Source organism: Streptomyces sp. NBC_01197, from assembly GCF_036010505.1.
GTDB lineage: Bacteria > Actinomycetota > Actinomycetes > Streptomycetales > Streptomycetaceae > Streptomyces.
Genome location: NZ_CP108569.1, coordinates 1,679,137 through 1,703,464 on the forward strand (window position 1 = coordinate 1,679,137; position 24,328 = coordinate 1,703,464).

The window sequence follows — 24,328 nt, forward strand, 5'->3', positions numbered from 1 at the left end:
TGACCGCGTTGAAATGCAGTCCTGCCACTGTATGCAAGCCCGCCGACAGCCGGGAGCCATCCCGGTGTGCACGGGTCGCGGTCGGTGTTGTCAGTGGGACAGTCCACAATGGTCGGCGTCAGTACCGGACCAGGCACGTGAAGGAGCCGCAGCAGCGATGGCCCGCCGCAGCACGAAGACCCCGCCGCCGGAGGACTTCGAGGAGAAGATTCTCGACATCGACGTGGTCGATGAAATGCAGGGCTCCTTCCTGGAGTACGCGTACTCGGTGATCTACTCACGGGCCCTGCCGGACGCCCGTGACGGTATGAAGCCGGTACACCGGCGCATTCTCTACCAGATGAACGAGATGGGGCTGCGGCCCGACCGCAGCTATGTGAAGTGCGCCCGGGTCGTCGGCGAGGTCATGGGCAAGCTGCACCCGCACGGCGACGCGTCGATCTACGACGCCCTGGTGCGGCTCTCGCAGCCCTTCTCCATGCGGCTCCCGCTGGTCGACGGGCACGGCAACTTCGGCTCGCTCGGCAATGACGACCCGCCGGCCGCGATGCGGTACACCGAGTGCCGGATGGCTGACGCCACGTCGCTGATGACCGAGTCGATCGACGAGAACACCGTCGACTTCGAGCCCAACTACGACGGCCAGGAGCGCGAGCCCGGGGTGCTCCCGGCCGCCTATCCGAACCTGCTGGTCAACGGCTCGTCCGGGATCGCGGTCGGGATGGCGACCAATATGCCCCCGCACAATCTGGGCGAGATCATCGCGGCGGCCCGCCATCTGATCAAGCACCCGGGCGCCGACCTCGACACCCTGATGCGCTTCGTGCCGGGCCCCGACCTGCCGACCGGCGGCCGGATCGTGGGTCTTGACGGGATCAAGGACGCCTACGAGCGCGGGCGCGGCACCTTCAAGATCCGCGCGACGGCCACGGTGGAGGACGTCACCCCGCGCCGCAAGGGCATCGTCGTGACCGAACTGCCCTTCGCAGTCGGCCCGGAGAAGGTGCGGGCCAAGATCAAGGACCTGGTGGCGTCGAAGAAGCTCCAGGGCATCGCCGATCTGAAGGACCTCACCGACCGGGCGCACGGACTGCGGCTGGTCATCGAGATCAAGAACGGCTTCGTGCCGGAGGCCGTCCTCGAACAGCTTTACAAGCTCACCCCGATGGAGGAGTCCTTCGGGATCAACAACGTGGCGCTGGTCGACGGACAGCCGCTGACGCTGGGCCTCAAGGAGCTCCTGGAGGTCTATCTCGACCACCGCTTCACGGTCGTCAGGCGGCGCAGCGAGTTCCGCAGGACCAAGCGGCAGGACCGGCTGCATCTGGTCCTCGGGCTGCTCGTGGCGCTGCTCGACATCGACGAGGTCATCCGCCTGATCCGGTCGAGCGACAACTCGGCGCAGGCCAAGGAGCGGCTGATCTCGCACTTCTCGCTGAGTGAGATCCAGACGCAGTACATCCTGGACACTCCGCTGCGACGGCTCACCAAGTTCGACCGGATCGAGCTGGAGAGCGAGCGCGACCGGCTGAACGAGGAGATCGAAGAGCTGACCCGGATCCTGGACTCCGACGCCGAGCTGCGGAAGCTGGTCTCGGGTGAACTGGCCGCGGTGGCGAAGAAGTTCTCCACCGAACGCCGCACGGTGCTGCTGGAGTCGGCGGGCACCCCGGTCGCCGCGGCCTCGCTGGAGGTCGCCGACGACCCGTGCCGGGTGCTGCTGTCGTCCACGGGGCTCCTGGCGCGTACGGCCACCGCAGAGGCGCTCAGTACGGAGGGGCAGAAGCGCGTCAAGCACGATGTGGTGGTCTCGGCCGTACCGGCGACCGCGCGGGGCGACATCGGTGTGGTGACGTCGGCCGGGCGGCTGCTGCGGCTGGCGGTGATCGACCTGCCGCAACTGCCGGACACCGCGGCCGCGCCCAGCCTCGCCGGCGGCGCGCAGATCGCGGAGTTCGTCTCGCTCGCCGACGGTGAGGAGGTCGTCTGCCTCACCACGGTCGACGAGTCGTCACCCGGTCTGGCGATCGGTACCGAACAGGGCATCGTCAAGCGGGTGGTGCCCGACTACCCGGCCCACAAGGACGAGTTGGAGGTCATCGGCCTCCGGGACGGTGACCGGATCGTCGGCGCGGCCGAACTGCGCACCGGCGATGAGGATCTGGTCTTCATCACGGACGACGCGCAGCTGCTGCGCTACCCGGCCGGGCAGGTGAGGCCGCAGGGGCGCCCTGCGGGCGGTATGGCAGGCATCAAGCTGGCCGAAGGGGCCAAGGTGATCTCGTTCACCGCGGTGGATCCGGCGGCCGGTGCGGTGGTCTTCACGGTCGCGGGCTCGCACGGCACGCTGGACGACTCGGTGCGTACGGCGAAGCTGACCCCGTTCGACCAGTACCCGCGCAAGGGCCGGGCTACCGGCGGGGTGCGCTGTCAGCGCTTCCTGAAGGGCGAGGACCTGCTGGTGCTCGCCTGGGCGGGAGAGACCCCCGCGCGGGCCGCCGCCGCGAACGGCGCCCCGGCCGTACTGCCGGAACCGGACCCGCGCCGCGACGGCTCGGGCCTGCCGCTCACCTCGGCGGTGGCGAAGCTCGCGGGGCCGGTGTAGCCCGGAGCGGTATGCCGCCGGGCGGCGGGCCGTTGTTCAGTACGGCAGCCCGGCCTCTTCGGTCCCGTCCGGTTCCCCGGGCCCTTCGGAGAGGCCGGGCACGTACCGCAGGACGCCCCACATCGATTCGGCGGGGACGTCCTGCGGTGCGTACTCCCGGCAGCCATCCAGCCGGTCGCGTACCGCTTCGGTGTCGATGCCGGAGCCGATGAGGACCAGCTCGGTGAGGGGTTCCTCGCCCTCGGCCCGGGGCGAGGGGTAGAAGCGCAGGAAGTTGCCCACCGCGTGCAGGGTGTACTTCTCCGGGTGGCCGGGGACTCCGAAGTGGACGAATCCCTTGATGCGGTAGAGCCCGTCGGGCCGTGCGTCCAGGAACTCCATGAGCCGCCGCGGGTTCATCGGTTCGGCCGAGACGAACCCGACGCTCTCGTAGAGCGCATGCAGATGGCCGCTGTGTTCATGACCGCGGCCATCATGGCCGTCGTGATCACCGACGTCTGCGCGGCTGCATGCTTGGTCGTCGCGCAGGTCGTCGAAGGAGAGCTGCCCGACGCGTTCACCGGCCGGTCTGCGGTCGATGAGCAGTCCGGGGTCGATCTGTCCATACGCGGTGCTGACCACCGGAACCCCGACGGCGTGCTCGCCGACCGCGGCGCGGATGCGTGCGCGGCCGACCTCGTCCACCCGGTCGGCCTTGTTGAGGACGACCAGATCGGCGAGGGTCAGATGGCGGTCGGTCTCCGGGTGGCGGCTGCGGGTCGCGTCGAACTCGGCGGCGTCGACGACCTGGACGAGCCCCCCGTACACGATGTCCGGATTGCCGCTCGCCAGGATCATCCTGATGAGCTCCTGCGGCTCCGCGAGGCCGCTCGCCTCGATGACGATGACATCGATCCGCAGGCCGGGCAGGGAGAGCCGGCCCAGATACTCGTCGAGTTCGCTGGTGTCGACGGCGCAGCACAGACAGCCGTCGCCGAGCGAGACCATCGAGTCGACCTGCCCGGCAACGGTCATCGCGTCGATCTCGATGGCACCGAAGTCGTTGACGACGGCGCCGATCCGGGTGCCTCTGCTCTGCCGGAGCAGATGGTTGAGCAGCGTGGTCTTGCCGGATCCGAGGAATCCCGCGAGGACGACGACGGGCACGGGTTTCCTGGACATGGGCACCGATCCTAATCGAGCCGCGCGCCCGCCGGGCCGGGCAGGGACCGCCCTCGCCGGCCCCTGCCTGACCCGTTCCGCCGGCACACCCGCCCGCCGGGCCCGGGCCGCACGGAGCAGGTCAGCCGATGGCCGGCACCGGCTGCGGCGGGGGCGGACCCACGTAGCGGGCCGCAGGGCGGATGATCTTGGAGTCCGCCGCCTGCTCCAGGATGTTGGCGCTCCAGCCGATCACCCGCGCCACACAGAAGGTCGGCGTGAACATCTCGCGCGGCAGCCCGCACTGCTCCATGACGACCCCGGCGTAGAACTCGACGTTGGTGTGCAGTTCACGGCCGGGTTTGAGTTCGGCGAGCAGTGCCTCCACCCTCTCCTCGACCTGGACGGCGAAGTCGACGAGCGGTCCGCCGAACCCCATGGCGATCTCCCGCAGCATCCGCGAGCGCGGGTCCTCGGTGCGGTAGACGGGGTGCCCGAAACCCATGATCCGGTCGCCCGCCAGCACCCTCTCCCGTATCCACGGGTCGATACGGTCCGGTGTGCCGATGGCGTCGAGGGTGTCGAGCGCCCGGCTCGGCGCTCCGCCGTGGAGCGGCCCGGAGAGGGCGCCGACCGCACCGGTCAGGCAGGCGGCCACATCGGCGCCGGTGGATGCGATGACGCGGGCGGTGAAGGTGGAGGCGTTGAAGCCGTGGTCGACGGTGGAGACCAGATACTGCTCGACGGCGCGCGCCCGGTCCGGGTCCGGCTCCGAACCGGTGATCATGTAAAGGTAGTTGGCCGCTGCGGGCAGGTCGTCACGCGGTTCGACGGGCTCCAGCCCCTGGCCGGTCCGGTACAGCGCGGCCAGCAGCGTCGGTACGACCGCGCAGGCGGTGAGGGTGTCGGCGACCCGCCGGTCCGTGCCGATGTCGTAGACCGGCCGGAAGCCGGACTCGGCGCCGAGCAGGGACAGCGCGGTCCGCAGCCCGGCGAGCGGACCGGATCCGGCGCGGGCGATGGCGGGCAGTGCCTCCCGGACCCCGGCCGGAAGCCGGCGCAGCGCGGCGGTCCGGGCGGTGAAGGACTCGCACTGGGCGGCGTCGGGGAGTTCGCCGTTGACCATCAGGTACCAGACGTCCTCGAAGGTGCGGAGCTGGGCGAGGTCGACCGCCGAGTACTGCCGGTAGTGGTAGAAGCCCTCGCGGCCCCGCACGTCGCCCAGTTCGGTTTCCGTGACGACTACACCCGCGAGCCCTCGTGGGGCGGTGATGGTGGACATGACTGTCTCCTTGGTCCAAGCACGCCCCGACAGGTGCACCCCGACAGGAGTGCCTTGTCAGGTGCGCCTCGTGACGCGTTCCCTCTTCATTGATTCGACTGTCCATGATTGACTCAAGTCCTGTCAATGTTGATTGAATCAATATAGATACGGTGGACCACATGAGCGATCAACCAGCGGCGGCGGAACCCCGGCGGCTGACCACCAGGGAGGCGGCCGACCGGCTCGGGGTGAAGCCGGAGACCGTGTACGCGTATGTCAGCCGCGGCCAGCTCGGCAGCCGCCGGGCACCGGGCGGCCGGGGCAGCACCTTCGATGCCGCCGAAGTCGAGGCGCTGGCCGCACGCGGCACCCGGCGGGAGCCCCAGCCATCCGCCGACCTCGCCTTCCGCACCGGCGTGACGCTGATCGACCCGGACGCCGACCGGTACTACTACCGGGGGGTGGATGCGACCGGACTCGCTGGGCGGTACTGCTACGAGGAGGTCGCCGAATGGCTGTGGACCGGCACGCTCCGCCCCGGGGTGCGGTTCACCGCTCCTCCCGAGGCGCTGGTGGCCGGGCGGCGGGCAGTCGGGGCGCTGCCCGCGCACAGCACCGCGATGGACCGGCTGCGGGCGGTGGCCGTCGCCGCGTCGGCGGCCGACCCGCTGCGTTTCGATCTATCGACGGACGCGGTACTGGGGACGGCACGCGCCCTGATCCCCACGCTGGTGGGCTCGCTGCCACTCGTGGAAGGCGCGGACCGGAACGGAACAGCCGGGGAAGCCAGTACGGACACGACAGACACTGCAGACCCAGCAGCCGGGGCAGACGGGGCAGGGCTGGCGCCCCGGTTCTGGCGCCGGCTCACCGCGCAAGCACCTGACGGCAGTTCACTGGCCGTACTGGAGGCCGCACTTGTGCTGCTCATCGACCACGACCTGGCGGCTTCCACGCTGGCGACGCGGGTCGCGGCATCGGCACGCGCCCATCCGTACGCGGTCGTCTCTGCCGGGCTCGGCGCGCTGGAGGGCCCCCTGCACGGCGCGGCCAGCGGACTGGCCCACCGGATGCTGGCGGAGGTGCTGGAGCGGGGCGGGGCGGCCCCGGTCGTCGCCGACCATCTGCGGGCCGGGAGGCGGGTACCGGGTCTCGGGCACCGGCTCTACCGGGGCGAGGACCCCCGGGCCACGGCGCTCTTCGCGCTGCTCGACAGGGTCCCGGCGGCCGGTCCAGCGCTCGCCGCCGCCCACGACGTGGTGACGACGACGGCACGCCATACCGAGCTGCACGCAAACGTCGATCTGGCGCTCGCCGTGCTCTCGGTGTCCTCGGGGATGCGCGCCGAGGCGGGGGAAGCGGTGTTCGCAGTGGCCAGGACGGCGGGCTGGATCGCCCATGCCCTCGAGGAGTACGCGGAACGGCCACTGCGGCTGCGCCCGAGCGGCCAGTACAACGGCCCGCGCCCGCCAAAGGCGCTGCCCCTGCCGTGAGCCGCCGCGAGGTAACGGTTGGGAACTTCCGGTAGCTCCTCCCGCCCTCTACCGTTCTGGCACATGAGCACCGCACACCCCTGGAAACGTCGCATCGGCCTGCCCCGCCGGGTGTTCTCGCAGGTGCTGCTGATGCAGCTGGCCATTGCCGGCGGAGTGCTCGTCCTGGCCACCGGCCTCTTCCTGCGTCCCCTCGGCGCGCAGCTGGACGACCAGGCGATGCGCCGGGCCCTCGCGATCGCCGAGACCACCGCTTCGCCCCGGCTCGCGGCGGAGCTCCTCGCCTCGCGGCCGACACCCGGCGGCCCCGTCCAGGCCGAGGCCGAACGCATCCGGCGTGCGACCCACGCCGAGTACATCGTGGTCATGGACGTGCACGGGACCCGGTGGTCCCACACCACCCGCTCCGAGATCGGGCGGCCCGTCTCGACAAGCGCCAAGGACCCCCTGGCCGGCCACGAGGTCATGCAGATCGACAGCGGCACCCTCGGCCGGTCCGCCCGGGGCAAGGTCCCGCTGCGCGACAGCCACCACCGGATCGTCGGCGCGGTGTCGGTCGGCATCAGGTACGACAGCGTGCGCGCGAATCTGCTCTCGGCGATCCCGGGGCTTCTCGCGTACGCCGGCGGGGCGCTCGCCGCCGGGGCGCTGGCCGCGTATCTGATCTCCCGAAGACTCCAGCGGCGGATGCACGACCTTGCGTTCTCCGACATCTCGGGACTGCTCGCCGAGCGTGAGGCGATGCTGCACGGGATCCGCGAGGGCGTCGTCGCGCTGGACGGCGGCGGCAGGATTCGGCTCATGAACGACGAGGCTCAGCGACTGCTGGACCTCGGCCCCGAGATCATCGGGCTCCCCCTCACCGAGGCCCTGGGCGAGGGGCGCACCACCGATGTGCTGGCGGGCCGGGTCACGGGCGAGGACCTGCTGGCGGTGCGCGGCCGCCGCGTCCTGGTCGCCAACCGGATGCCCACCGACGACGGGGGCGCCGTGGCCACCCTCCGCGACCGGACCGAGCTGGAGCGGCTGGGCCGTGAACTCGACTCCACCCGCGGGCTGATCGACGCCCTGCGCGCCCAGGATCACGAGCACGCCAACCGGATGCACACACTCCTCGGCCTCCTCGAACTGGAGATGCACGACGAGGCCGCGGAGTTCATCACCGAGGTGGTCGGGGTGCACCGCACCACCGCCGAACAGATCACCGAGAAGATCCACGATCCGCTGCTGGCGGCCCTGCTGGTCGGCAAGGCCACCGTGGCGGCGGAGCGTGGGGTCACCCTGCGCCTCACCCCGGAAACGCTGCTGCCCGACCGGCTGATCGACCCGCAGGGCCTGGTGACGATCGTGGGCAATCTGGTGGACAACGCCCTGGACGCGGTGTCCGGTTCAGCCGGCGCGCGGGTGGAGATCGAGCTGGTCACCGAGGGCCATACGGCCGTCCTGCGGGTCTGCGACACCGGCGCGGGGATACCGGAGGAGCAGCATGAACTGATCTTCACGGAGGGCTGGTCGACCAAGAAGCTCCCCGCACACGGGAAGCGCGGTCTGGGGCTGCCGCTGGTGCGCAGACTCGCCGAGCGGCAGGGCGGCAGCGCCGGGGTCGGGGCCGGTGCGGACGGTGGGGCCGAGTTCACCGTCGTACTCCCGGAAGCACTCACCGGGCAGCGGACGGCAGCACCGGGCGCTGCGGGCTGACGACCGGGGCCGACTACGCCTCAGCCTCGGCCTTCACCCCGGACAGCGTCGCCTCGATGCCGTTGCGCAGCAGCGCCAGGCGGCCGCCGATGATCTCCTCCTCCTTCTCCGGATGCTTCTCGACGAAGTCCCGCAGCGGGCTGGAGGCCTCGCCGATCCGCATACCGTGCCGCAGCCGGGTGCCGGCCCCTCCCGCGACCGGCTCCAGCGTGTACGTCCATATGGCCATCGGGTCGCCATCATGCCGGTCGTCGGCGTAGACGACCTCCCACCGGAAGGTACGAGGCTCCTCGATCTCCGCGATACGGCTGACGGTGTGCCACTCCCCCAGCCCTTCATTGCGGTTGCGACCGGAGAAGCACGCGCCGACGGCCGGACCTTCGGCGCCGTCCAGCCACTCCACTTCCTGCAGTTCCGGGCTGTGCCGGGCCGAGGTAGCGATGTCCGAAACCAGCCCCCACACCTGCTCCGGCGCAGCTGCGATCTCGATCTGACACTCAAGCTGGGGACCATCGGCGAGACGCATGCTTCAACCTCCGGGGAGCGTTCCGGGCCGCACACAGCCGAGGCTCTGGCTCGGATCCTGGACACAGGATCGCGGCGTCGGTCAGGGTAGTTGATGGTGCTCGCGGTGGTCTCAACGACCTGGTGGCGATGGCGCCTTGAGCGCCGTACCGGCTGTGCCGTGGTTCTCCTGCCGTCGAGGTGCCGCACCCCGGGCCGAGACGCTCACGTCTCGTGGAAGCGTCCCGGCCCGGTCCTGGCGGAGTCAGCTTTAGAAGCCGTCGTGGAGGGCGCGCGCATCGTCCATGTCGACGGGTCCGACGACCGGCAGCTCGCGCCGGCCCGCTGTGAAGACGTCACGGCAGGGCAGGGCCATGGTGGGGTTCTCCGGGTTGCCTCCGGTCATGAGCCGGAATCGAGAACGCGGAAGGACACAGAAGGCAGAGTGAACGTGTGAACGTCGCGGGCCCGCTCGACCCGCCGAAGCTGCTGCTCGAACTGCTCACCGGGGACACCGACGCCCTCGGACATGAGCTGCGCTGGGTGTACGCGACGGATCTGCTGGAGCCCGAGCCGTTCCTGACCGGCGGCGAACTGGTCCTGACAAGCGAGGGCTGGTACCGGGAGCCCGCCGACTGCGCCCTGTTCGCTGCTTCCCTGGCGGCGGGCGGAGCGGTCGCCGTCATCGCCGGTGACCTGTTGCTCGGCGAGGTGCCGCCCGCGCTGGTCGAGAGCGCGCTCGGACCACGATCCGGAGGCCCTTACCGTCGTCGCCGGCGACAGCGCGGTCTGACCGTCCTCGCCTCGCTCGGCGACACGGTCGGCGACGACCTGAAGCTGGCAGAGGTGCTGCGCGAGCGCTTCACCGCGCTCGCGGGCGCCGCCCAGGGGCCCCGGATCTCGTTCGGCCTCAGCAGCACCGTCGCCACGCCGGACGGCATTCCCCGCCCTGGAAGAGGCGCGGCACGCAGGACACCTGGCCGGACTCGGATCCAAACAGCTCTGCGTGGTCACCGCCCGCGACCTCGACTCGCACCTCCTCCTGCTCGCCGGAGTGCCGGTCGAGATCAGACGGGCCTTCCGCGGACGGCTTCTCGGGCCCTGGAGGAGTACGACCGCACCCACGGCGCGGAGTTCCTGCGCACCCACACAACGGCGCCTGGCGCACCACAGCCGCCTGACTCCACATCCACGTCAGCACCCTGCACTACCGCATCGGCCGCATCGGACAGCTCACCGGCCGCGACCTCTCCCGCGCCCGCGACCGCGTCGACCTGCACCTCGCCTGCTCCATCACCGGCACCGCCCGCTGACGGCCCGTCGCCCCATGGGCAGGAGCGCTGCGGGGGCCTGCTGACGCAATCCAGCACAACGATCACGACAGACAGGCCACCCTCCGCTCACTCACCGCCCACGAGCACTGATCCCTTGGAACCGGTCATCCATGTGGGCTCAGCGGACCTCAGTGGGTTTTAGCCGGCTCAGTGGGCCTTCTTCGCGAACTCCGTCGTGTACGTCTTGGACAGGTCCACCGTGGCGTTCTTGAGGTTGGGGTTGAACGCCTTGAGCACCTTCTCGACCGTCTCGGGGCCGTTGGCGGGCATCACACCGTCCTTGGTGAACATCGGCAGTGTCGCCTTGATCGACTGCGCGTAGAGGCCCTTGCCGCCCTGGGCGTAGTCCGCCGGCATCTTCGCCGCGATCTCCTCGGGTGAGTGCGACGACATCCATTTCAGGGTCTTCACGAACGCGTTGGCGAGCTTCTGCACCGCCGGCTTGTGGCCGTCGACCCAGTCGGCGTTCATGTAGAGGCTGGACGAGGGGTAGGGGCCGCCGAGCGCCGCCTGCGAGCCCTCGGGGGTGCGCATGTCGACGAGTACCTTGCCGAGCTTCTGGTCGATGATGTTCGCGACCGTCGGGTCGGTCGTCATACCGCCCTGGATCGAGCCCTGTTTGAGCGCGGCGATGAACGTCTGCCCCGCGCCCACGGCGACAGGTGTGAAGTCGCTGCTCTTTCCGCCCGCGCGGACCGCCAGGTACTTGGTGAGGAAGTCGGTGGACGAACCGAGGCCGGTGACACCCAGCTTCTTGCCCTTGAAGTCCTTGGGTCCGGTGAGGGATCCGGCGGCCTTGTTGGATACCACCTCGACCTCGCCGGGCGCATGCGAGAACTGCACCACCGACTCCACGTGCTTGCCCTTGGTCTGGAGATCGAGCGTGTGGTCGTAGAAACCGACGGTGCCCTGGACGTCCCCGGAGACCAGCGCTGTCTCGGCCTGGACACCCGCGGGCTCGGTCAGCAGCGAGACGTCGAGGCCCTCGTCCTTGAAGTATCCGAGCCGCTGGGTGAGCATCGCAGGCAGATAGATGACCTTGTCCAGGCCGCCCACCATGATCTTGATCTTGCCGGCGTCCTTGCCCTCACTCGGGGAGCCGCCGCCGCAGCCGGTGAGCGCGGTCAGCGCGAGCACACCTGTCACCGCGACTGCCGAAACTCTGCTGATGCTGCGCATGTTCATCTTCATCACGTCCCTGTGATTCGTACGGAATTGCTTGGCGCGAGATCGCTCTGTATGGAGTTGCTCTGTATGGAATCGCTCTGTAACGGATGACCGGGAGATCCAGGGCCGGGTGCTGTTCCGGAGGTGCCGGGTCCGCAAGCAGCCGGTGGCGCCGCGCCCTCAGCGCTCGCTCCCGGCCTCCACCGGCCGCCACCTGAACAGCCGCCGTTCGGCGAAGGTGAGCAGGCCTTCGGTGATCAGGGCGACGATCGCGAGGATCACCATCGCCGCGTACACACCGGCGGCGTTGAAGGTTCCCTGGGAGGCGGACACCAGCAGTCCGAGGCCCTTGGTCGCGCCGATGTACTCACCGACGATCGCGCCGATGAGGGCGAAGCCGAAGCTGACATGAAGGCTGGTGAAGATCCAGGAGGTGGCGGAGGGAATGACCACCTGGAAGGTGACACGCCGGTTGCTCGCGCCGAGGATCCTGGCGTTGGCGACCAGGTTGCGGTCGACCTCCCTGGCGCCCTGGAAGGCGTTGAAGAAGACGGGGAAGAAGACCAGCACGACGGCGGAGGCGACCTTCGAGGCCGGCCCGAGCCCGAACCAGATGAGGAAGACCGGCGCCAGCACGATACGCGGAATGGCGTTGAGGACCTTGATGTACGGGCCGAGCACATCGGAGAGGAACCGGATGCGGCCGAGGGTGATGCCCAGGACCACACCGGAGACGACACCGATCACCCAGCCGAACAGCGCCTCGTACATCGTGTACCAGATCTGTTCCCAGAGAGATCCCTGGGCAGTGCCGTGCAGCGCCCACTCCCGTATCTGGTCCCAGATCTTCGACGGCATCGAGAAGTTGAAGGGGTCGATCACCTTGGCGCGGGCCAGTATCTCCCAGAGGGCGACCACCGCGATGAGCAGCAGCGCACGGCTCACGTACACCACCGCACGGCGGTTGCGTGCGGCCCGCTGACGCTCCTCGGTCCGGCCGGTCCTCTTGTCGGGGGTGACCGCCGGGCCGACGGACGACAGGGTGGTGGTGGCGCCCGGCACGGGCTCCGTCTCAGGCGGCATCAGCGGCACCTCGCTCACGGGTGATACGGACTTCCTCGCCCAGCGAGGCCCAGATCTCGCGGTAGATCTCGATGAACCGTGGTTCGAGCCGCACGGCCTCGACCTTGCGGGGCCTGGGCAGGTCGATCTCGAAGACCTGTTTGACGGTCGCCGGGCCGGCCGTCATCACCACCACCCGGTCGGCGAGGGCGATGGACTCCTCCAGGTCGTGTGTGACGAAGACGACCGAAGTGCCCGTGCCCGCGCAGAGTTCGAGGAGTTCGTCGGACATCAGCGCCCTGGTTTGGACGTCGAGCGCGGAGAACGGCTCGTCCATCAGCAGGATCTCGGGGTCGTTGACAAAGGTCGCGGCGAGCGCGACCCGCTTGCGCTGGCCCCCGGAGAGCTGGTGCGGGTAGCGGTCCTCGAACGAGGCGAGGCCGACGCGGGCCAGCCACTCCCGGGCCTTCTCCTTGGCCTCGGCCTTCGGAGCGCCGCGGAAGCGCGGGCCCGCCATCACATTGGACAGGACAGTCCGCCAGGGGAAGCAGGCGTCCTGCTGGAAGACGAATCCGACCTTGTCGCCGATGCCACGGACCGGCTCACCGGCCACCAGCACCTCGCCCTCGGTGGGCTCCTCCAGGCCGCTGACCAGGGTCAGCGTGGTCGACTTGCCGCAGCCCGTGGGGCCGACGACCGCGACGAACTCACCGCGCCCCACGGTGAGATCCAAGTCCCGCACCGCGGTGTGCGGCACCCCCGACGGGGTCCGGAACACTTTGCTGGCGCCCCGCAGCTCAATGGCGGGGCTCGTGTCTGTGCTCATGAACCGGGACGGTAGATGTGGCACACAGCACAGCGGCAGCCTTGTGGGCGCAAGGCAGTCTTCTGCCTGCAAGAGACTGTTGTGCTCGTTTTGCGCGCGCTACAACTACGTGGTTAACAAGAACGTCTCAGACCGGTAATGACACCGGTAATGACAGAGAGCAGCCCGATGATTGATGTCCTGGTGGTCGATGACGACTTCCGTGTCGCTGAGATCAACGCTGCGTACGTGGGGAAGGTTCCCGGATTCCGCGTCGCGGCCCATGCGCACAGCGCCGCCCAGGCCATGGCAGCGCTGGAACGCGAACGCATCGATCTGGTCCTGCTCGACCACTACCTCCCGGACGAGACGGGGCTCTCACTGGTCCGGCGGATGCGGGAACTGGGCCACCACACCGACGTGATCATGGTGACAGCGGCCGGTGATGTGGCGACCGTGCAGGCCGCCATGCGCCATGGCGCCCTGCACTACCTGGTCAAGCCGTTCACCTTCTCGGTCCTACGTTCCCGGCTTGAGGGCTACGCGGCGCTGCGGCGCACCGTGAGCCGCGTCGGGGGCAGCGGGCAGTGTGCCGGACAGGAACAGGTCGACCGGATCTTCGGCGCGCTGCGGACCACCGGGCCCGCCGCGTCCTCGGGACTGCCGAGCGGGCACTCCGTACCGACATCCGACCTGATCCGCGAGGTCCTGACGGGCGCCAGGCAACCGCTGTCGGCGCACCAGGTCGCCGCGCGGACGGGGCTGAGCCGCTCCACGGCGCAGCGCTACCTGCGTCAGCTGGAGCAGACGGGGCGGCTCAGACTGACCCTCAAGTACGGAGACACGGGCCGGCCCGAGCATCGCTACGCCTGGGCCGCACCGGTATCAGACGGCCCCGGCACCGGTGAGTGACCGCACTTCCGCCTCGGCGTGCCGGGCGGCGTCCGGCGGTTCGGGCGAGGTGACCGTACCGAGCCATCCCGCGAGGAAACCGAGGGGGATGGAGAGCAGGCCAGGATTCTCCAGGGGGAAGAACTGGAAGTCCATGCCGGGGAAGAGCGAGGTGGGGCTCCCGGAGACGACCGGCGAGAGGACCACCAGGACGACCGCGGGGATGAGTCCCCCATACACCGACCAGACCGCGCCGCGCGTGGTGAAGTTCCGCCAGAACAGCGAGAAGAGCAGCACCGGGAGATTGGCCGACGCCGCGACGGCGAAGGCCAGCCCGACCAGGAACGCGACGTTCAGATCCTTAGCCAGCAGGCTGAGTCCGATGGCCACGGCGCCGATTCCGGCCGCCGCGACCCGGGCGACGGCCACCTCGCTCCGCTGCTTGGCACTGCCGCGTCTGAGGGTCGCGTAGAGGTCGTGGGCGACGGAGGCCGACGAGGCCAGCGTGATCCCTGCGACGACGGCGAGGATGGTGGCGAAGGCGACGGCGGCGACCACGGCGAAGAGGACCGTCCCTCCGGTGGAGCCCGCTCCACCGCCGACCTCCAGAGCGAGCAGCGGTACCGCGGTGTTCCCCGCCGGGTTCGACGCCCGTACCTGGTCGGAGCCGACGAGCGCGGCCGCACCGAAGCCGAGCACGATCGTCATCAGGTAGAAGCCGCCGATGAGCCCGATCGACCAGACGACGGAGCGGCGGGCTGCGCGGGCAGTGGGCACGGTGTAGAAGCGCGACAGGATGTGCGGCAGCCCGGCCGTTCCGAGTACCAGGGCCAGACCGAGGCTGATGAAGTCGATGCGGGAGGTCCAGTCACCGCCGTACTTGAGTCCGGGGGCCAGGAACTTCATGCCGTGGCCGCTGCGGTGCGCGGCGGAGTTGAGCAGCTGGTTGAAGTCTCCGTGGAAGCGCACCAGGACGAGAACCGTGAGCAGGATCGATCCTGTCATCAGCAGGACGGCTTTCACGATCTGGATCCAGGTGGTGGCCCGCATCCCGCCGAGCGTCACATAGATCACCATCAGCGCCCCGACGCCGATCACGGCCCAGGTCTGAGCTGCGCCGCTGTTCCCGCCCAGGAGGAGCGATACGAGGCTCCCCGCGCCGACCATCTGCGCCACCAGATAGAGCACCGACACCGTGACGGACGACGAGCCCACCGCGATCCGCACCGGGTGTTCACTCATCCGGGCCGCCACGACATCGGCCAGCGTGAACCGGCCGCAGTTACGCACCAGTTCGGCCACCAGAAGCAGAACGACCAGCCAGGCGACGAGGAAGCCGACCGAGTAGAGCATGCCGTCGTAACCGAAGAGCGCGATCAGCCCGGAGATACCGAGGAAGGACGCCGCCGACATGTAGTCGCCGGCGATGGCGAAACCGTTCTCCATCGGGGAGAAGAGGCGCCCGCCGACGTAGAACTCCTCTGCCGAACCGTGCCGGTTACGGCTCACCCAGGTCGTGATCGCGAGAGTTGCCGCGACAAAGACGCTGAACAGCAGCAGTGCCAGGGTCTGGTGCTCCGTGGTGATCACGTGGCTGCTCAACGGCTGATCCCTCGTGTCAATTCCTGTGTGTCCCAGCGGAGATCGAGTGCCGCCCGGTCGCGGCGCAGCCGCGCGTGACGGGTGTAGGCCCAGGTGAGCATGAAGGTGGAGAGGAACTGCCCGAGCCCCGCCAGCATCGCCACATTCACCGCTCCGGCCACCGGGCGCGCCATGAGACCGGGTGCGGCCGTGGCCATGACGACATACGCGAGGTACCAGGCGAAGAACGCGCACACCGCGGGGGCGACGAACCTCCGGTAGCGGCTGCGCACTTCCTGGAAGGCGGCGCTGCTCTGCACTTCCAGATAGATGTCGGCCGCGCTGCGTCCCCGCCCCGGGGCGGCCTGCGCCGGTACGGCCGCGGGAACACCGGTGCCGTCCAACTCGCCCCAGCCAGAGGCCAACGCGTCGTACCAGGGGTCGTCCAACCGCACCTCAGCGGCGTCGAGCCCGTCGTCCTTCTCCACCGAACACCCTCTCCCTGTGCGTGGCCGCTTCAGCCGCGTGCCCAAGGATGGGTATTTCGGAGGGCATCTGGACCCTTATCGTCCCCTCTTCACCCCTTTGGGTGATGGACCGGGCGACGGACTAGGTGATGGACGGGCCCGGCGGCAGGGCAAGACCGTGCCGGTAGGCATAGCGCACGGCCTGCGCCCGGTCCCGTATCCCGGTCTTGGCGAAGAGATTGTTGATATGCGTCTTCACGGTGGCAGGCGAGATGTGCAGTGAGCGGGAGATCTCCGAATTGGAGAGCCCTTCGGCGATAAGGGCCAGGGTCTCGGCCTCCCGGGGGGTGAGGCCGTCGGGCAGCTCCACGGCGGTCCGCGGGGCCGGCGAGGGCGGTGCGGTGACCCGCTCCACGAGCAGCCGCTGCACACTCGGCGACAGCCCGGCCTGTCCGGCCATGACGTCCTCGATGGCGCGGACGATCTCTTCGCCGCCCGCGTCCTTGGTGAGGTACCCGCGCGCCCCGGCCTGCAGCGCGGGAAAGAGCGAGTCGTCGTCGGAGAACGTGGTGAGCACCACGACCTGAGTGGACGGATACTGCTCGCGGATACGACGGGTCGCCTCCACCCCGCCGCAGCGGGGCATCCGCAGATCCATCAGGACCACGTCGGGGTCGTGTTCACCTACGAGCGCGACGGCCTCCTCCCCATCCCTCGCCGCTCCGACGACCTCGACCCCGGGCAGCAGCCCCAGCAGCATCACGATGCCCTCACGCACGACGGACTGGTCGTCGGCCACCACAACGCGGGCCGTCATGCCGGCACCCTCAGCCGTACCAAGAAGCCCTCCTCGTCGGGTCCAGCCTCCAGCGTCCCGCCGAGCAGCTCGGCACGCTCCCGCATTCCGACCAAACCGTATCCCGAGCCACTGACAGCGAGCTCATCGACCGCTTTCCCGGAGCCCGAGTCCCGTACTTCCAGGGTGATTTCGTCCGGCAGATACTCCAGCCGCAGCCGGACCTCGGCGCCCGGAGCGTGCTTGCGCACATTTGTCATCGCCTCCTGCGCCACCCGCCGCACGGTCTGCGAGGCTTCGGCCGGCAGCTGTCTGCGGCACCCCGTCACAGCGAGCCGCGAGTTGCCCGCCACCTCCTCCAGGAACTCCTCCACCGGCGTCATCTCACCACGCAGTGCCGATAGCGCCTGCCGGGTCTCGACGAGCCCCTCACGGGCCATCCCGCGCGCCGCCACCACCCGCTCCAGGATCTGATCCCGCCCCGCGTCCCGCTCGATCAGCAACCTGGCCGCCTCCAGATGCACCATCTGCGCGGAAAGACTGTGGGCGAGAACATCGTGGATCTCCCGGGCGATACGGGAGCGCTCGGCCAGCGCCGCGGACTCCGCCTCGGCCGCCAGGGCCGCGCGCTCCTGCACCAGCAGCCGCTGAGCGCTGCCTCTGGCCTCCGCGTCGAGCCGCATCACGTAGCCGACAAGAGCCAGCCCAACGGTGGTCGCGGCGATCGTCAGCCGCCGGTCGTCGCTGAGCAGGGCGTAGGCACCGAGGGCGGCAGCCGTGCAGGGCAGGGCCGCCGCGAGCGGCAGCCGCTCCATCGCGGTGACGGCGCAGCCGCACCAGAGGACAGCGGCAGGAGCGGAGAACCCCGCCTGCTGCGCCAGGAGGGCGACGCCCAGCAGAACCGCCAGCAGCGCCACAGACGGCCACAAGCGGTGCTCCAGGCTGGTCCGGAAGAAGGCCCAGGCCGCCGCCACGCAGACAGCGACCCCGGACACAGCGGCGGCCAGCACCCCGGCGTCGTCGCCCGCCTTCGCGAAGGTGCTCCACAGGAGTGCGCCCAGAGCGATGCACCGCACGGCCCAGGTGAGCGAGCGCCGGGTACTGGTCAGGTCGACCCGGGAAAGGGCCTCCCGGGAGGGCCAGCTCGTCCAGGCGCCCGGCGTCATACGCGTTCCCTCCTTGCCCCTCCAGCTGTTGCTGCGGCAGGGACGCCGTACGACGGGTGTATTCGCCCGGCCCGCCATGCGAGCACCCCTGCCCGTACCAGCAGGGAGGACGCCAGCGCGAGCAGCATCGCCCCGGTCCCGAGGCTCACTCCGGCCAGCGCGCCAAGACCCGCCACCCCGAACCTGAGGATCAGTCCCACTATCCAGACGGCCGCCGTGGCCTTGGTACCCCTGGTCCAGACCGATCCGTCCGGCTCACTCCACACCTTGGTGGTCCAGGCCCAGCCCGCGCCCATCACAAGGCCGGTCAGCAGTTCGGCCCCGATCACCAGGACGGACAGAGTGGGGTGATGCGCGTCGAGCAGACCGTGCTGGCGCAGGGCGACGAAGACCAGGATGGCGGGCAGCAGCCACCAGCGCCTGTCGTGATTGACCTGCTGCGGGCGGAACTGCCGCACGAGCACCAGGGCGATGACTGCGACAGCCACCGCGACGTCGGTGAGCGTGGACGCTGACATGGGGGCCTCCGGCGAGCGGGGAAGGTTGACGTCTTCGACGCTACGGAAACGCGCGGGTCAGCAGATCGGAGCAGAGGTGGACTCCGGGTGGAGTTTGCGGCTCCACCCACGGGTGGAGACCCCGTGGGTGGAGCAGAGCCGGTCGGCGACTCCAAGCAGCCGGTGACTCAGCGCCGGCCGGTGGCTCAGCGCCGGCCGGTGGCTCAGGCGTCGATCCGCGAGCGGTCCAGCGTCGCGGCCGAGCTGGTGATGAACTCCTTGCGGGGCGCGACCTCGTTGCCCATCAGCAGGTCGAAGACCTCCTCCGACGATTCCAGGTCGCCGATGTTGATCCGCCGCAGAGTACGGAACCGCGGGTCCATGGTGGTCTCCGCCAGCTGATCGGCGTCCATCTCGCCCAGCCCCTTGTAGCGCTGAATCGAGTCCTTGAAGCGGACGTTCTTGCGCTGGAATTCCAGCAGCTTCTGCCGCAGCTCGTTGTCGGAGTACGTGTAGACGTACTTGTCCTGGCCCTTCTTGGGCTGGACCAGCTCGATGCGGTGCAGCGGCGGTACAGCGGCGAAGACCCGGCCCGCCTCCACCATCGGCCGCATGTACCGCTGGAAGAGCGTGAGCAGGAGGATGCGGATGTGCGCGCCGTCCACATCGGCATCGACCAGCAGCACGATCTTGCCGTACCGCGCCGCGTCGATGTCGAAGGTCCGTCCGGAGCCCGCTCCTATGACCTGGATGATGGCGCCGCACTCGGCGTTCTTCAGCATGTCCGAGACCGACGCTTTCTGGACATTAAGGATCTTGCCCCGGATGGGCAGCAGCGCCTGGAACTCCGAATTCCGGGCGAGCTTGGCCGTACCGAGCGCGGAGTCCCCCTCTACGATGAAGAGCTCGCTGCGCCCCACGTCGTCACTGCGGCAGTCGGCGAGCTTGGCCGGCAGCGACGAGGACTCCAGGGCGGTCTTACGGCGCTGGGCGTCCTTGTGCTGGCGGGCCGCGATCCGGGTACGGGCCGCGGCGACGGCCTTCTCCAGCACCGCCCGGGCCTGCGCCTTGGAATCGCGCTTGGTGGAGGTCAGGAAGGCCTTGAGCTCCTTGGCGACGACGTTGGACACGATCCGGTTGGCCGCAGACGTGCCGAGCACCTCCTTGGTCTGGCCCTCGAACTGCGGCTCGGCGAGGCGCACGGTGACCACGGCGGTCAGCCCTTCCAGCGCGTCGTCCTTCACCACGTCGTCCTCGGCGACCCGCAGGAGCTTCGCCGAGCGCAGCACCTCATTGACCGTCCTGGTCAGTGAGCGCTCGAAGCCCGACACGTGCGTGCCGCCCTTTGGCGTCGCGATGATGTTGACGAAGGACTTGACCGTGGTGTCGTAGCCGGTACCCCAGCGGAGCGCGATGTCCACGCCGAGATCACGGGTGACCTCGGTCGGGGTCATGTGGCCGCGGTCGTCCAGGACCGGGACGGTCTCCTTGAAGGTGCCCTGCCCGGACAGTCGCTGCACATCGCAGACGGCCTTGTCCTGGGCGAGGTACTCACAGAATTCGCTGATGCCCCCGTCGAAGCGGAACGTCTCCTCGGTCTTGCCCGCGCCGTCGAGGCCGCGCTCGTCGCGCACCACGAGAGTCAGCCCGGGTACCAGGAACGCCGTCTGGCGGGCCCGCTGGTACAGGTGGTCCAGGGACAGCTTGGCGTCCTTGAGGAAGATCTGGCGGTCCGCCCAGTACCGGACACGGGTACCCGTCCTGGCCTTGGGTACGCGCTTGCCCTTGAGCAGCCCGTTGGCCGGGTCGAAGGGGCTGTCGGGGCCCGTCTCGGTGAAGATGCCGGGGACGCCGCGGCGGAAGCTGATGGAGTGGGTGGCGCTGTTCCGGTCGACCTCGACGTCCAGCCGGGCGGAGAGGGCGTTGACGACGGAGGCGCCGACGCCGTGCAGCCCACCGGAGGCCGCGTACGAACCGCCGCCGAACTTTCCGCCCGCGTGCAGCTTGGTCATCACGACCTCGATGCCCGAGAGCCCGGTCTTGGGCTCGACGTCGACCGGGATCCCACGGCCGTTGTCCCGGACCTCGACGGAGCCGTCCTCGTGGAGGATCACATCGATGTGGTCGCAGTAGCCGCCGAGAGCCTCGTCGACGGAGTTGTCGATGATCTCCCAGAGGCAGTGCATCAGACCGCGGCTGTCGGTGGACCCGATGTACATCCCGGGCCGCTTCCGGACCGCTTCGAGCCCTTCGAGTACGAGCAGGTGCCGCGCGGTGTAGTTGGAGCCGTCACGGTCTGCACCGCTCAGCAGCGCAGTGGAAGGCACGGACGTATCGGCGGTCACGCGGTTCGCTCCTCGCTGAATTTATTTTGGGGCCCATTGGGTAAGGCCAGGGCGTCGGTCGCCTGTCAGAGCCTACCGAGCCCTGGTAGAGCCGTTGTTACGCCACCCTAGAAGAGACAGGGCGCCAAACCCGCACCGTACACCTGTTCGATAGCTCGATGGAGTGAAGCACACATCACGTTCCCTTCCAGGCATGAACCATTTAGGCTCCGGGCACGTCCTCATCAACAACCGGCAGCCAGTCGGGAGGATCAACCGAAGACAAGCAATGCGAAACCGTAAAGCCACCGCAATACGGCTTATTCGCCGCCAACCGGCAGCAGACAGCCACCTTGACAAAAAGTTTCAAGGAAAAGCCACGAGCGGGAACGTTTTGGGCCTGGTTGGATGTTGACCCTGGTACGACAGCTCGTCGAGCTAGAGAAGAGGCGACGTGACTACTGTTCTGACCCCCGCGAGCCCGCTGACGGCCGCTGACCGCTGCGACCGATGCGGCGCCCAGGCATACCTGCGCGTTGTCCTCACCAGCGGCGGCGAACTGCTCTTCTGCGCCCACCACGGTCGCAAGTTCGAGCCAGAACTCAAGAAGATCGCCGCGGACATCCAGGATGAGACGGATCGCCTGACGGCCGTCCCGAGCCATTCCGAAGAAGAGGACCGCTGACACCTCGCACCCACGACGAGCCAAGGACCGGTATCAGCCCGGTCGACGGGCGGCCCCGCCTGCAACCCACAGGAGCGGCCGCCCGTTCTCATGCCCGGACCCGGGAGGCGCCGACGCCGAGGGCTCAGCTGGGCCCTGATGCGTCATGTGCGGCGCCGGAGCCCTTCAACGGTGCAACCCCGGCACCTGAGCGGCCCGCACGCAGCCACGGTCACCGCCAGGGCCTTCCTTCAGCTGTGCGACGCCACGGCCTGAGTCATCGCGGACATCCGCGTATAGACACCGGGGCTCTGCGCCCGCCCGCAGCCCGCTCCCCACGAGACCAGACCGATGAGTCGTCCCCGAGCGACCAGCGGCCCTCCGCTGTCGCCCTGACACGCATCATGACCACCCTGGGGCTCACCGGCGCACAGCATGGTCCCCGGCTGGAAAGTACCGCTCGACGCCCCAGGGTAAGCGGACGCGCACTGCGCGTCCGGCAGTACGGAGACCCGGGTGGCGTGCAGCCCCGACGGGTAGTTCCCCGTGCCGGCCGTGTCTCCCCAGCCGTAGACGGTCGCATCCGTGCCGGGTTCCTCGGCCGGGTCGTGCGGCTCGGCGATTCCCATCGCATACGAGGGCGGCAGCGCTTGGGAAAGCCGCAGCACGGCTAGATCTGCCGCATTGCTGACCCGGTCGTACCGTGGGTCGGTCCAGGTCGACCGCACACGGATCTCGCGGCCGGCCGATGTACGCAGGTCGCTGCGGCCCGCGACGACCGACAGATCATGCACTTGGCCCAGCGGGGCCCCGAGGACTTCCTGACTCAGACAGTGGGCCGCCGTCACGACCGCCCGCGGCGACACCACCACTCCCCCGCAGAACTGGCCCGCACGACCTCCTCCGAAGCGCTCACGGCTGGATACCGCGACCACCCAGGGACTGTCGGTCACGGACACCCCCTGGCCGCCGATCACTGCCACCGCAGCAGCGGACGCGGGACCTGGCACGCCCAGCAGCAGTGCTGTCACGGTCAGCGCCAGCACGCCGGTCAGCGCTCGGACGATAGGACGACACATACGACTTCCTGACTCTCCAGTGAACTTGTCTCACTCAGAGTGAATCAGTCTCGTGGCGCATACACCCACACCGGAAACGAGAAGCGGGTCCGTATCTCTCGTTACGGAGAGACACGGACCCGCTTCGGTGCGTCCTGTGGCGGACTGACGAACCGGCGGACTAGTCGAGGTAGTCGCGCAGTACCTGTGAACGCGACGGGTGGCGCAGCTTTGACATGGTCTTCGACTCGATCTGGCGAATGCGCTCACGCGTCACGCCGTAGACCTTGCCGATCTCGTCCAGCGTCTTCGGCTGACCGTCGGTGAGACCGAAGCGCATGGAGACCACGCCGGCCTCCCGCTCGGACAGCGTGTCCAGGACCGAGTGCAGCTGTTCCTGGAGGAGCGTGAAGCTGACCGCGTCGGCCGGGACGACCGCCTCGGAGTCCTCGATGAGGTCACCGAACTCGCTGTCGCCGTCCTCGCCCAGCGGAGTGTGCAGGGAGATCGGCTCACGGCCGTACTTCTGGACCTCGATGACCTTCTCAGGGGTCATGTCGAGCTCCTTCGCCAGCTCCTCCGGGGTGGGCTCACGGCCCAGGTCCTGGAGCATCTGGCGCTGGACGCGCGCGAGCTTGTTGATGACCTCGACCATGTGCACCGGGATACGGATGGTGCGGGCCTGGTCGGCCATGGCCCGGGTGATCGCCTGCCGGATCCACCAGGTGGCGTACGTGGAGAACTTGTAGCCCTTGGTGTAGTCGAACTTCTCGACCGCGCGGATCAGACCGAGGTTGCCCTCCTGGATCAGGTCCAGGAAGAGCATGCCGCGGCCCGTGTAGCGCTTGGCGAGCGAGACGACCAGACGGAGGTTGGCCTCGAGCAGGTGGTTCTTGGCCCGGCGGCCGTCCTCCGCGATGATCTCCAGCTCACGCTTGAGCTTCGGCGCGAGCTTGTCGGCGTTGGCCAGCTTGTCCTCGGCGAAGAGGCCGGCCTCGATGCGCTTGGCGAGCTCCACCTCCTGCTCCGCGTTGAGGAGCGGGACCTTGCCGATCTGCTTCAGATAGTCCTTGACGGGGTCCGCAGTGGCACCGGCGACGGCGACCTGCTGCGCGGGCGCGTCGTCCTCGTCGTCGTCGGAGAGGACGAAGCCCTTGGCCTCGCCGCCCTCTTCCTCCTCCTCGCCGGCCTTGGCGACCGGGGCCTCCTCGGCGGCCTCGTCGCCGTCGTGGAGCTCGTCGGCATCCTTCTTGGAGGCGGTCTTCTTGGCCGCGGTCTTCTTGACTGCCGTCTTCTTCGCGGCGGTCTTCTTGGCAGCCGTCTTCTTGGCAGCGGCCTTCTTCGCGGGCTCGGCGTCGTCAGCCACAGCGTCCACACTGTCGGCAGAAGGAGCGGCAGTGGCCGCCACAGTCCTCGCCGCGGTCGTCTTGACCGCGACGGTCCTGGTGGCGGTCCGCTTCACCGGGCTCTTCGCTGCGACGCTCTTGCGGGGGCGCTTCGGCGACTCCGCGGCACTGACCATCAGAGTCACACCCTCTTCCTCGAGGATCTGGTTGAGGCTGCGCAGAACGTTCTTCCACTGGGTGGCCGGAATCTGGTCAGCCTCGAAGGCCCGGCGTACATCGTCGCCGGCGATCTGCCCATCAGCCTTTCCCCGCTCGATGAGCGCCATGACAGACTCGGACTCGGCGATCTCCGGCGGGAGAGTACGGGATGTGCTGGCCGACACGAACAACCTCTCGAAACGATGGAAACGGCTTCCGGCTCCGCCCTTGAGGGGCCTGGAACCGACGACCGCCGGCTGGGGATGTA

At 69.1% G+C, this 24,328-nt stretch carries 21 protein-coding genes; 6 read left to right on the forward strand and 15 right to left on the reverse strand.

Annotated features, from left to right (window positions below; genetic code table 11):
• Positions 1–157: 157 nt before the first annotated feature.
• On the forward strand, positions 158–2,605 hold the full coding sequence (locus OG452_RS07515) for a DNA gyrase/topoisomerase IV subunit A (protein ID WP_327294844.1): 2,448 nt from the start codon (positions 158–160) through the stop codon (positions 2,603–2,605).
• A 36-nt stretch (positions 2,606–2,641) separates the two neighbouring features.
• Here OG452_RS07515 and OG452_RS07520 read toward each other — a convergent pair whose 3' ends face one another.
• Complete coding sequence (locus OG452_RS07520; RefSeq protein ID WP_327294845.1) at positions 2,642–3,766, reverse strand: CobW family GTP-binding protein; 1,125 nt, start codon at positions 3,764–3,766, stop codon at positions 2,642–2,644.
• A gap of 121 nt (positions 3,767–3,887) precedes the next feature.
• Positions 3,888–5,027, reverse strand: coding sequence for a citrate synthase/methylcitrate synthase (locus OG452_RS07525; protein WP_327294846.1), 1,140 nt, complete (start codon positions 5,025–5,027; stop codon positions 3,888–3,890).
• Between the two features lie 161 nt (positions 5,028–5,188).
• Here OG452_RS07525 and OG452_RS07530 point away from each other — a divergent pair, with 161 nt between their 5' ends.
• Both OG452_RS07530 and OG452_RS07535 read left to right on the forward strand, forming a co-directional pair.
• On the forward strand, positions 5,189–6,502 hold the full coding sequence (locus tag OG452_RS07530) for a citrate/2-methylcitrate synthase (RefSeq protein ID WP_327294847.1): 1,314 nt from the start codon (positions 5,189–5,191) through the stop codon (positions 6,500–6,502).
• A 63-nt stretch (positions 6,503–6,565) separates the two neighbouring features.
• Positions 6,566–8,200 (forward strand): sensor histidine kinase, encoded by a 1,635-nt coding sequence (locus tag OG452_RS07535; protein ID WP_327294848.1) that lies wholly within the window; start codon positions 6,566–6,568, stop codon positions 8,198–8,200.
• 13 nt (positions 8,201–8,213) lie between these two features.
• Here OG452_RS07535 and OG452_RS07540 read toward each other — a convergent pair whose 3' ends face one another.
• A complete protein-coding gene (locus OG452_RS07540; protein WP_327294849.1) occupies positions 8,214–8,726 on the reverse strand; it encodes an SRPBCC family protein in 513 nt (170 codons plus the stop codon).
• Between the two features lie 249 nt (positions 8,727–8,975).
• On the reverse strand, positions 8,976–9,110 hold the full coding sequence (locus tag OG452_RS07545) for a hypothetical protein (RefSeq protein ID WP_327294850.1): 135 nt from the start codon (positions 9,108–9,110) through the stop codon (positions 8,976–8,978).
• 47 nt (positions 9,111–9,157) lie between these two features.
• On the opposite strand from OG452_RS07545, the gene OG452_RS35385 reads away from it, so the two are divergent.
• Positions 9,158–10,180 carry a PucR family transcriptional regulator ligand-binding domain-containing protein gene (locus OG452_RS35385; RefSeq protein ID WP_442809970.1) on the forward strand — a complete coding sequence of 341 codons (1,023 nt, stop codon included), beginning with the start codon at positions 9,158–9,160 and terminating at the stop codon, positions 10,178–10,180.
• A gap of 5 nt (positions 10,181–10,185) precedes the next feature.
• Here the strand turns inward: OG452_RS35385 and OG452_RS07560 are convergent, their stop codons facing one another.
• From OG452_RS07560 to OG452_RS07570, 3 genes are all read right to left on the reverse strand, one after another.
• Positions 10,186–11,217 carry an ABC transporter substrate-binding protein gene (locus OG452_RS07560; RefSeq protein ID WP_327294851.1) on the reverse strand — a complete coding sequence of 344 codons (1,032 nt, stop codon included), beginning with the start codon at positions 11,215–11,217 and terminating at the stop codon, positions 10,186–10,188.
• A gap of 168 nt (positions 11,218–11,385) precedes the next feature.
• Complete coding sequence (locus OG452_RS07565) at positions 11,386–12,288, reverse strand: ABC transporter permease (RefSeq protein WP_327294852.1); 903 nt, start codon at positions 12,286–12,288, stop codon at positions 11,386–11,388.
• The gene (locus OG452_RS07570) at positions 12,278–13,093 is read right to left on the reverse strand and encodes an ABC transporter ATP-binding protein (RefSeq protein ID WP_327294853.1); all 816 of its coding nucleotides are present in this window, start codon (positions 13,091–13,093) and stop codon (positions 12,278–12,280) included. The genes OG452_RS07565 and OG452_RS07570 overlap by 11 nt, the downstream gene beginning before the upstream one ends.
• 168 nt (positions 13,094–13,261) lie before the next feature.
• Here OG452_RS07570 and OG452_RS07575 point away from each other — a divergent pair, with 168 nt between their 5' ends.
• Positions 13,262–13,984 (forward strand): response regulator, encoded by a 723-nt coding sequence (locus OG452_RS07575; protein ID WP_327299543.1) that lies wholly within the window; start codon positions 13,262–13,264, stop codon positions 13,982–13,984.
• On the opposite strand, the gene OG452_RS07580 is transcribed toward OG452_RS07575, so the two are convergent.
• The 6 genes from OG452_RS07580 to OG452_RS07605 form a co-directional block, all read right to left on the reverse strand.
• On the reverse strand, positions 13,958–15,550 hold the full coding sequence (locus tag OG452_RS07580; protein ID WP_327299544.1) for a solute symporter family protein: 1,593 nt from the start codon (positions 15,548–15,550) through the stop codon (positions 13,958–13,960). The genes OG452_RS07575 and OG452_RS07580 overlap by 27 nt on opposite strands.
• An 11-nt stretch (positions 15,551–15,561) precedes the next feature.
• Positions 15,562–16,032 carry a DUF485 domain-containing protein gene (locus OG452_RS07585; RefSeq protein ID WP_327294854.1) on the reverse strand — a complete coding sequence of 157 codons (471 nt, stop codon included), beginning with the start codon at positions 16,030–16,032 and terminating at the stop codon, positions 15,562–15,564.
• A gap of 121 nt (positions 16,033–16,153) precedes the next feature.
• Complete coding sequence (locus OG452_RS07590) at positions 16,154–16,828, reverse strand: response regulator transcription factor (RefSeq protein WP_327294855.1); 675 nt, start codon at positions 16,826–16,828, stop codon at positions 16,154–16,156.
• Complete coding sequence (locus OG452_RS07595; protein ID WP_327294856.1) at positions 16,825–17,973, reverse strand: sensor histidine kinase; 1,149 nt, start codon at positions 17,971–17,973, stop codon at positions 16,825–16,827. Before OG452_RS07595 ends, OG452_RS07590 begins: the two co-directional genes overlap by 4 nt.
• Entirely contained in the window at positions 17,970–18,491 is a 522-nt protein-coding gene (locus OG452_RS07600; RefSeq protein WP_327294857.1) for a DUF1453 domain-containing protein, read from the reverse strand. The genes OG452_RS07595 and OG452_RS07600 overlap by 4 nt, the downstream gene beginning before the upstream one ends.
• Positions 18,492–18,694: 203 nt before the next feature.
• Positions 18,695–20,815, reverse strand: coding sequence for a DNA gyrase/topoisomerase IV subunit B (locus OG452_RS07605; protein WP_327294858.1), 2,121 nt, complete (start codon positions 20,813–20,815; stop codon positions 18,695–18,697).
• Positions 20,816–21,248: 433 nt separating this feature from the next.
• On the opposite strand from OG452_RS07605, the gene OG452_RS07610 reads away from it, so the two are divergent.
• Positions 21,249–21,479, forward strand: a complete 231-nt coding sequence (locus OG452_RS07610) for a DUF7455 domain-containing protein (RefSeq protein ID WP_266852304.1) — start codon at positions 21,249–21,251, stop codon at positions 21,477–21,479.
• A gap of 230 nt (positions 21,480–21,709) precedes the next feature.
• Here the strand turns inward: OG452_RS07610 and OG452_RS07615 are convergent, their stop codons facing one another.
• Together OG452_RS07615 and OG452_RS07620 are read right to left on the reverse strand one after the other, a co-directional pair.
• Positions 21,710–22,537: a S1 family peptidase gene (locus tag OG452_RS07615; RefSeq protein WP_327294859.1), complete on the reverse strand. Its 828-nt coding sequence runs from the start codon at positions 22,535–22,537 to the stop codon at positions 21,710–21,712.
• A gap of 160 nt (positions 22,538–22,697) precedes the next feature.
• Complete coding sequence (locus tag OG452_RS07620; protein ID WP_327294860.1) at positions 22,698–24,245, reverse strand: RNA polymerase sigma factor; 1,548 nt, start codon at positions 24,243–24,245, stop codon at positions 22,698–22,700.
• Between the last annotated feature and the right edge of the window lie 83 nt (positions 24,246–24,328).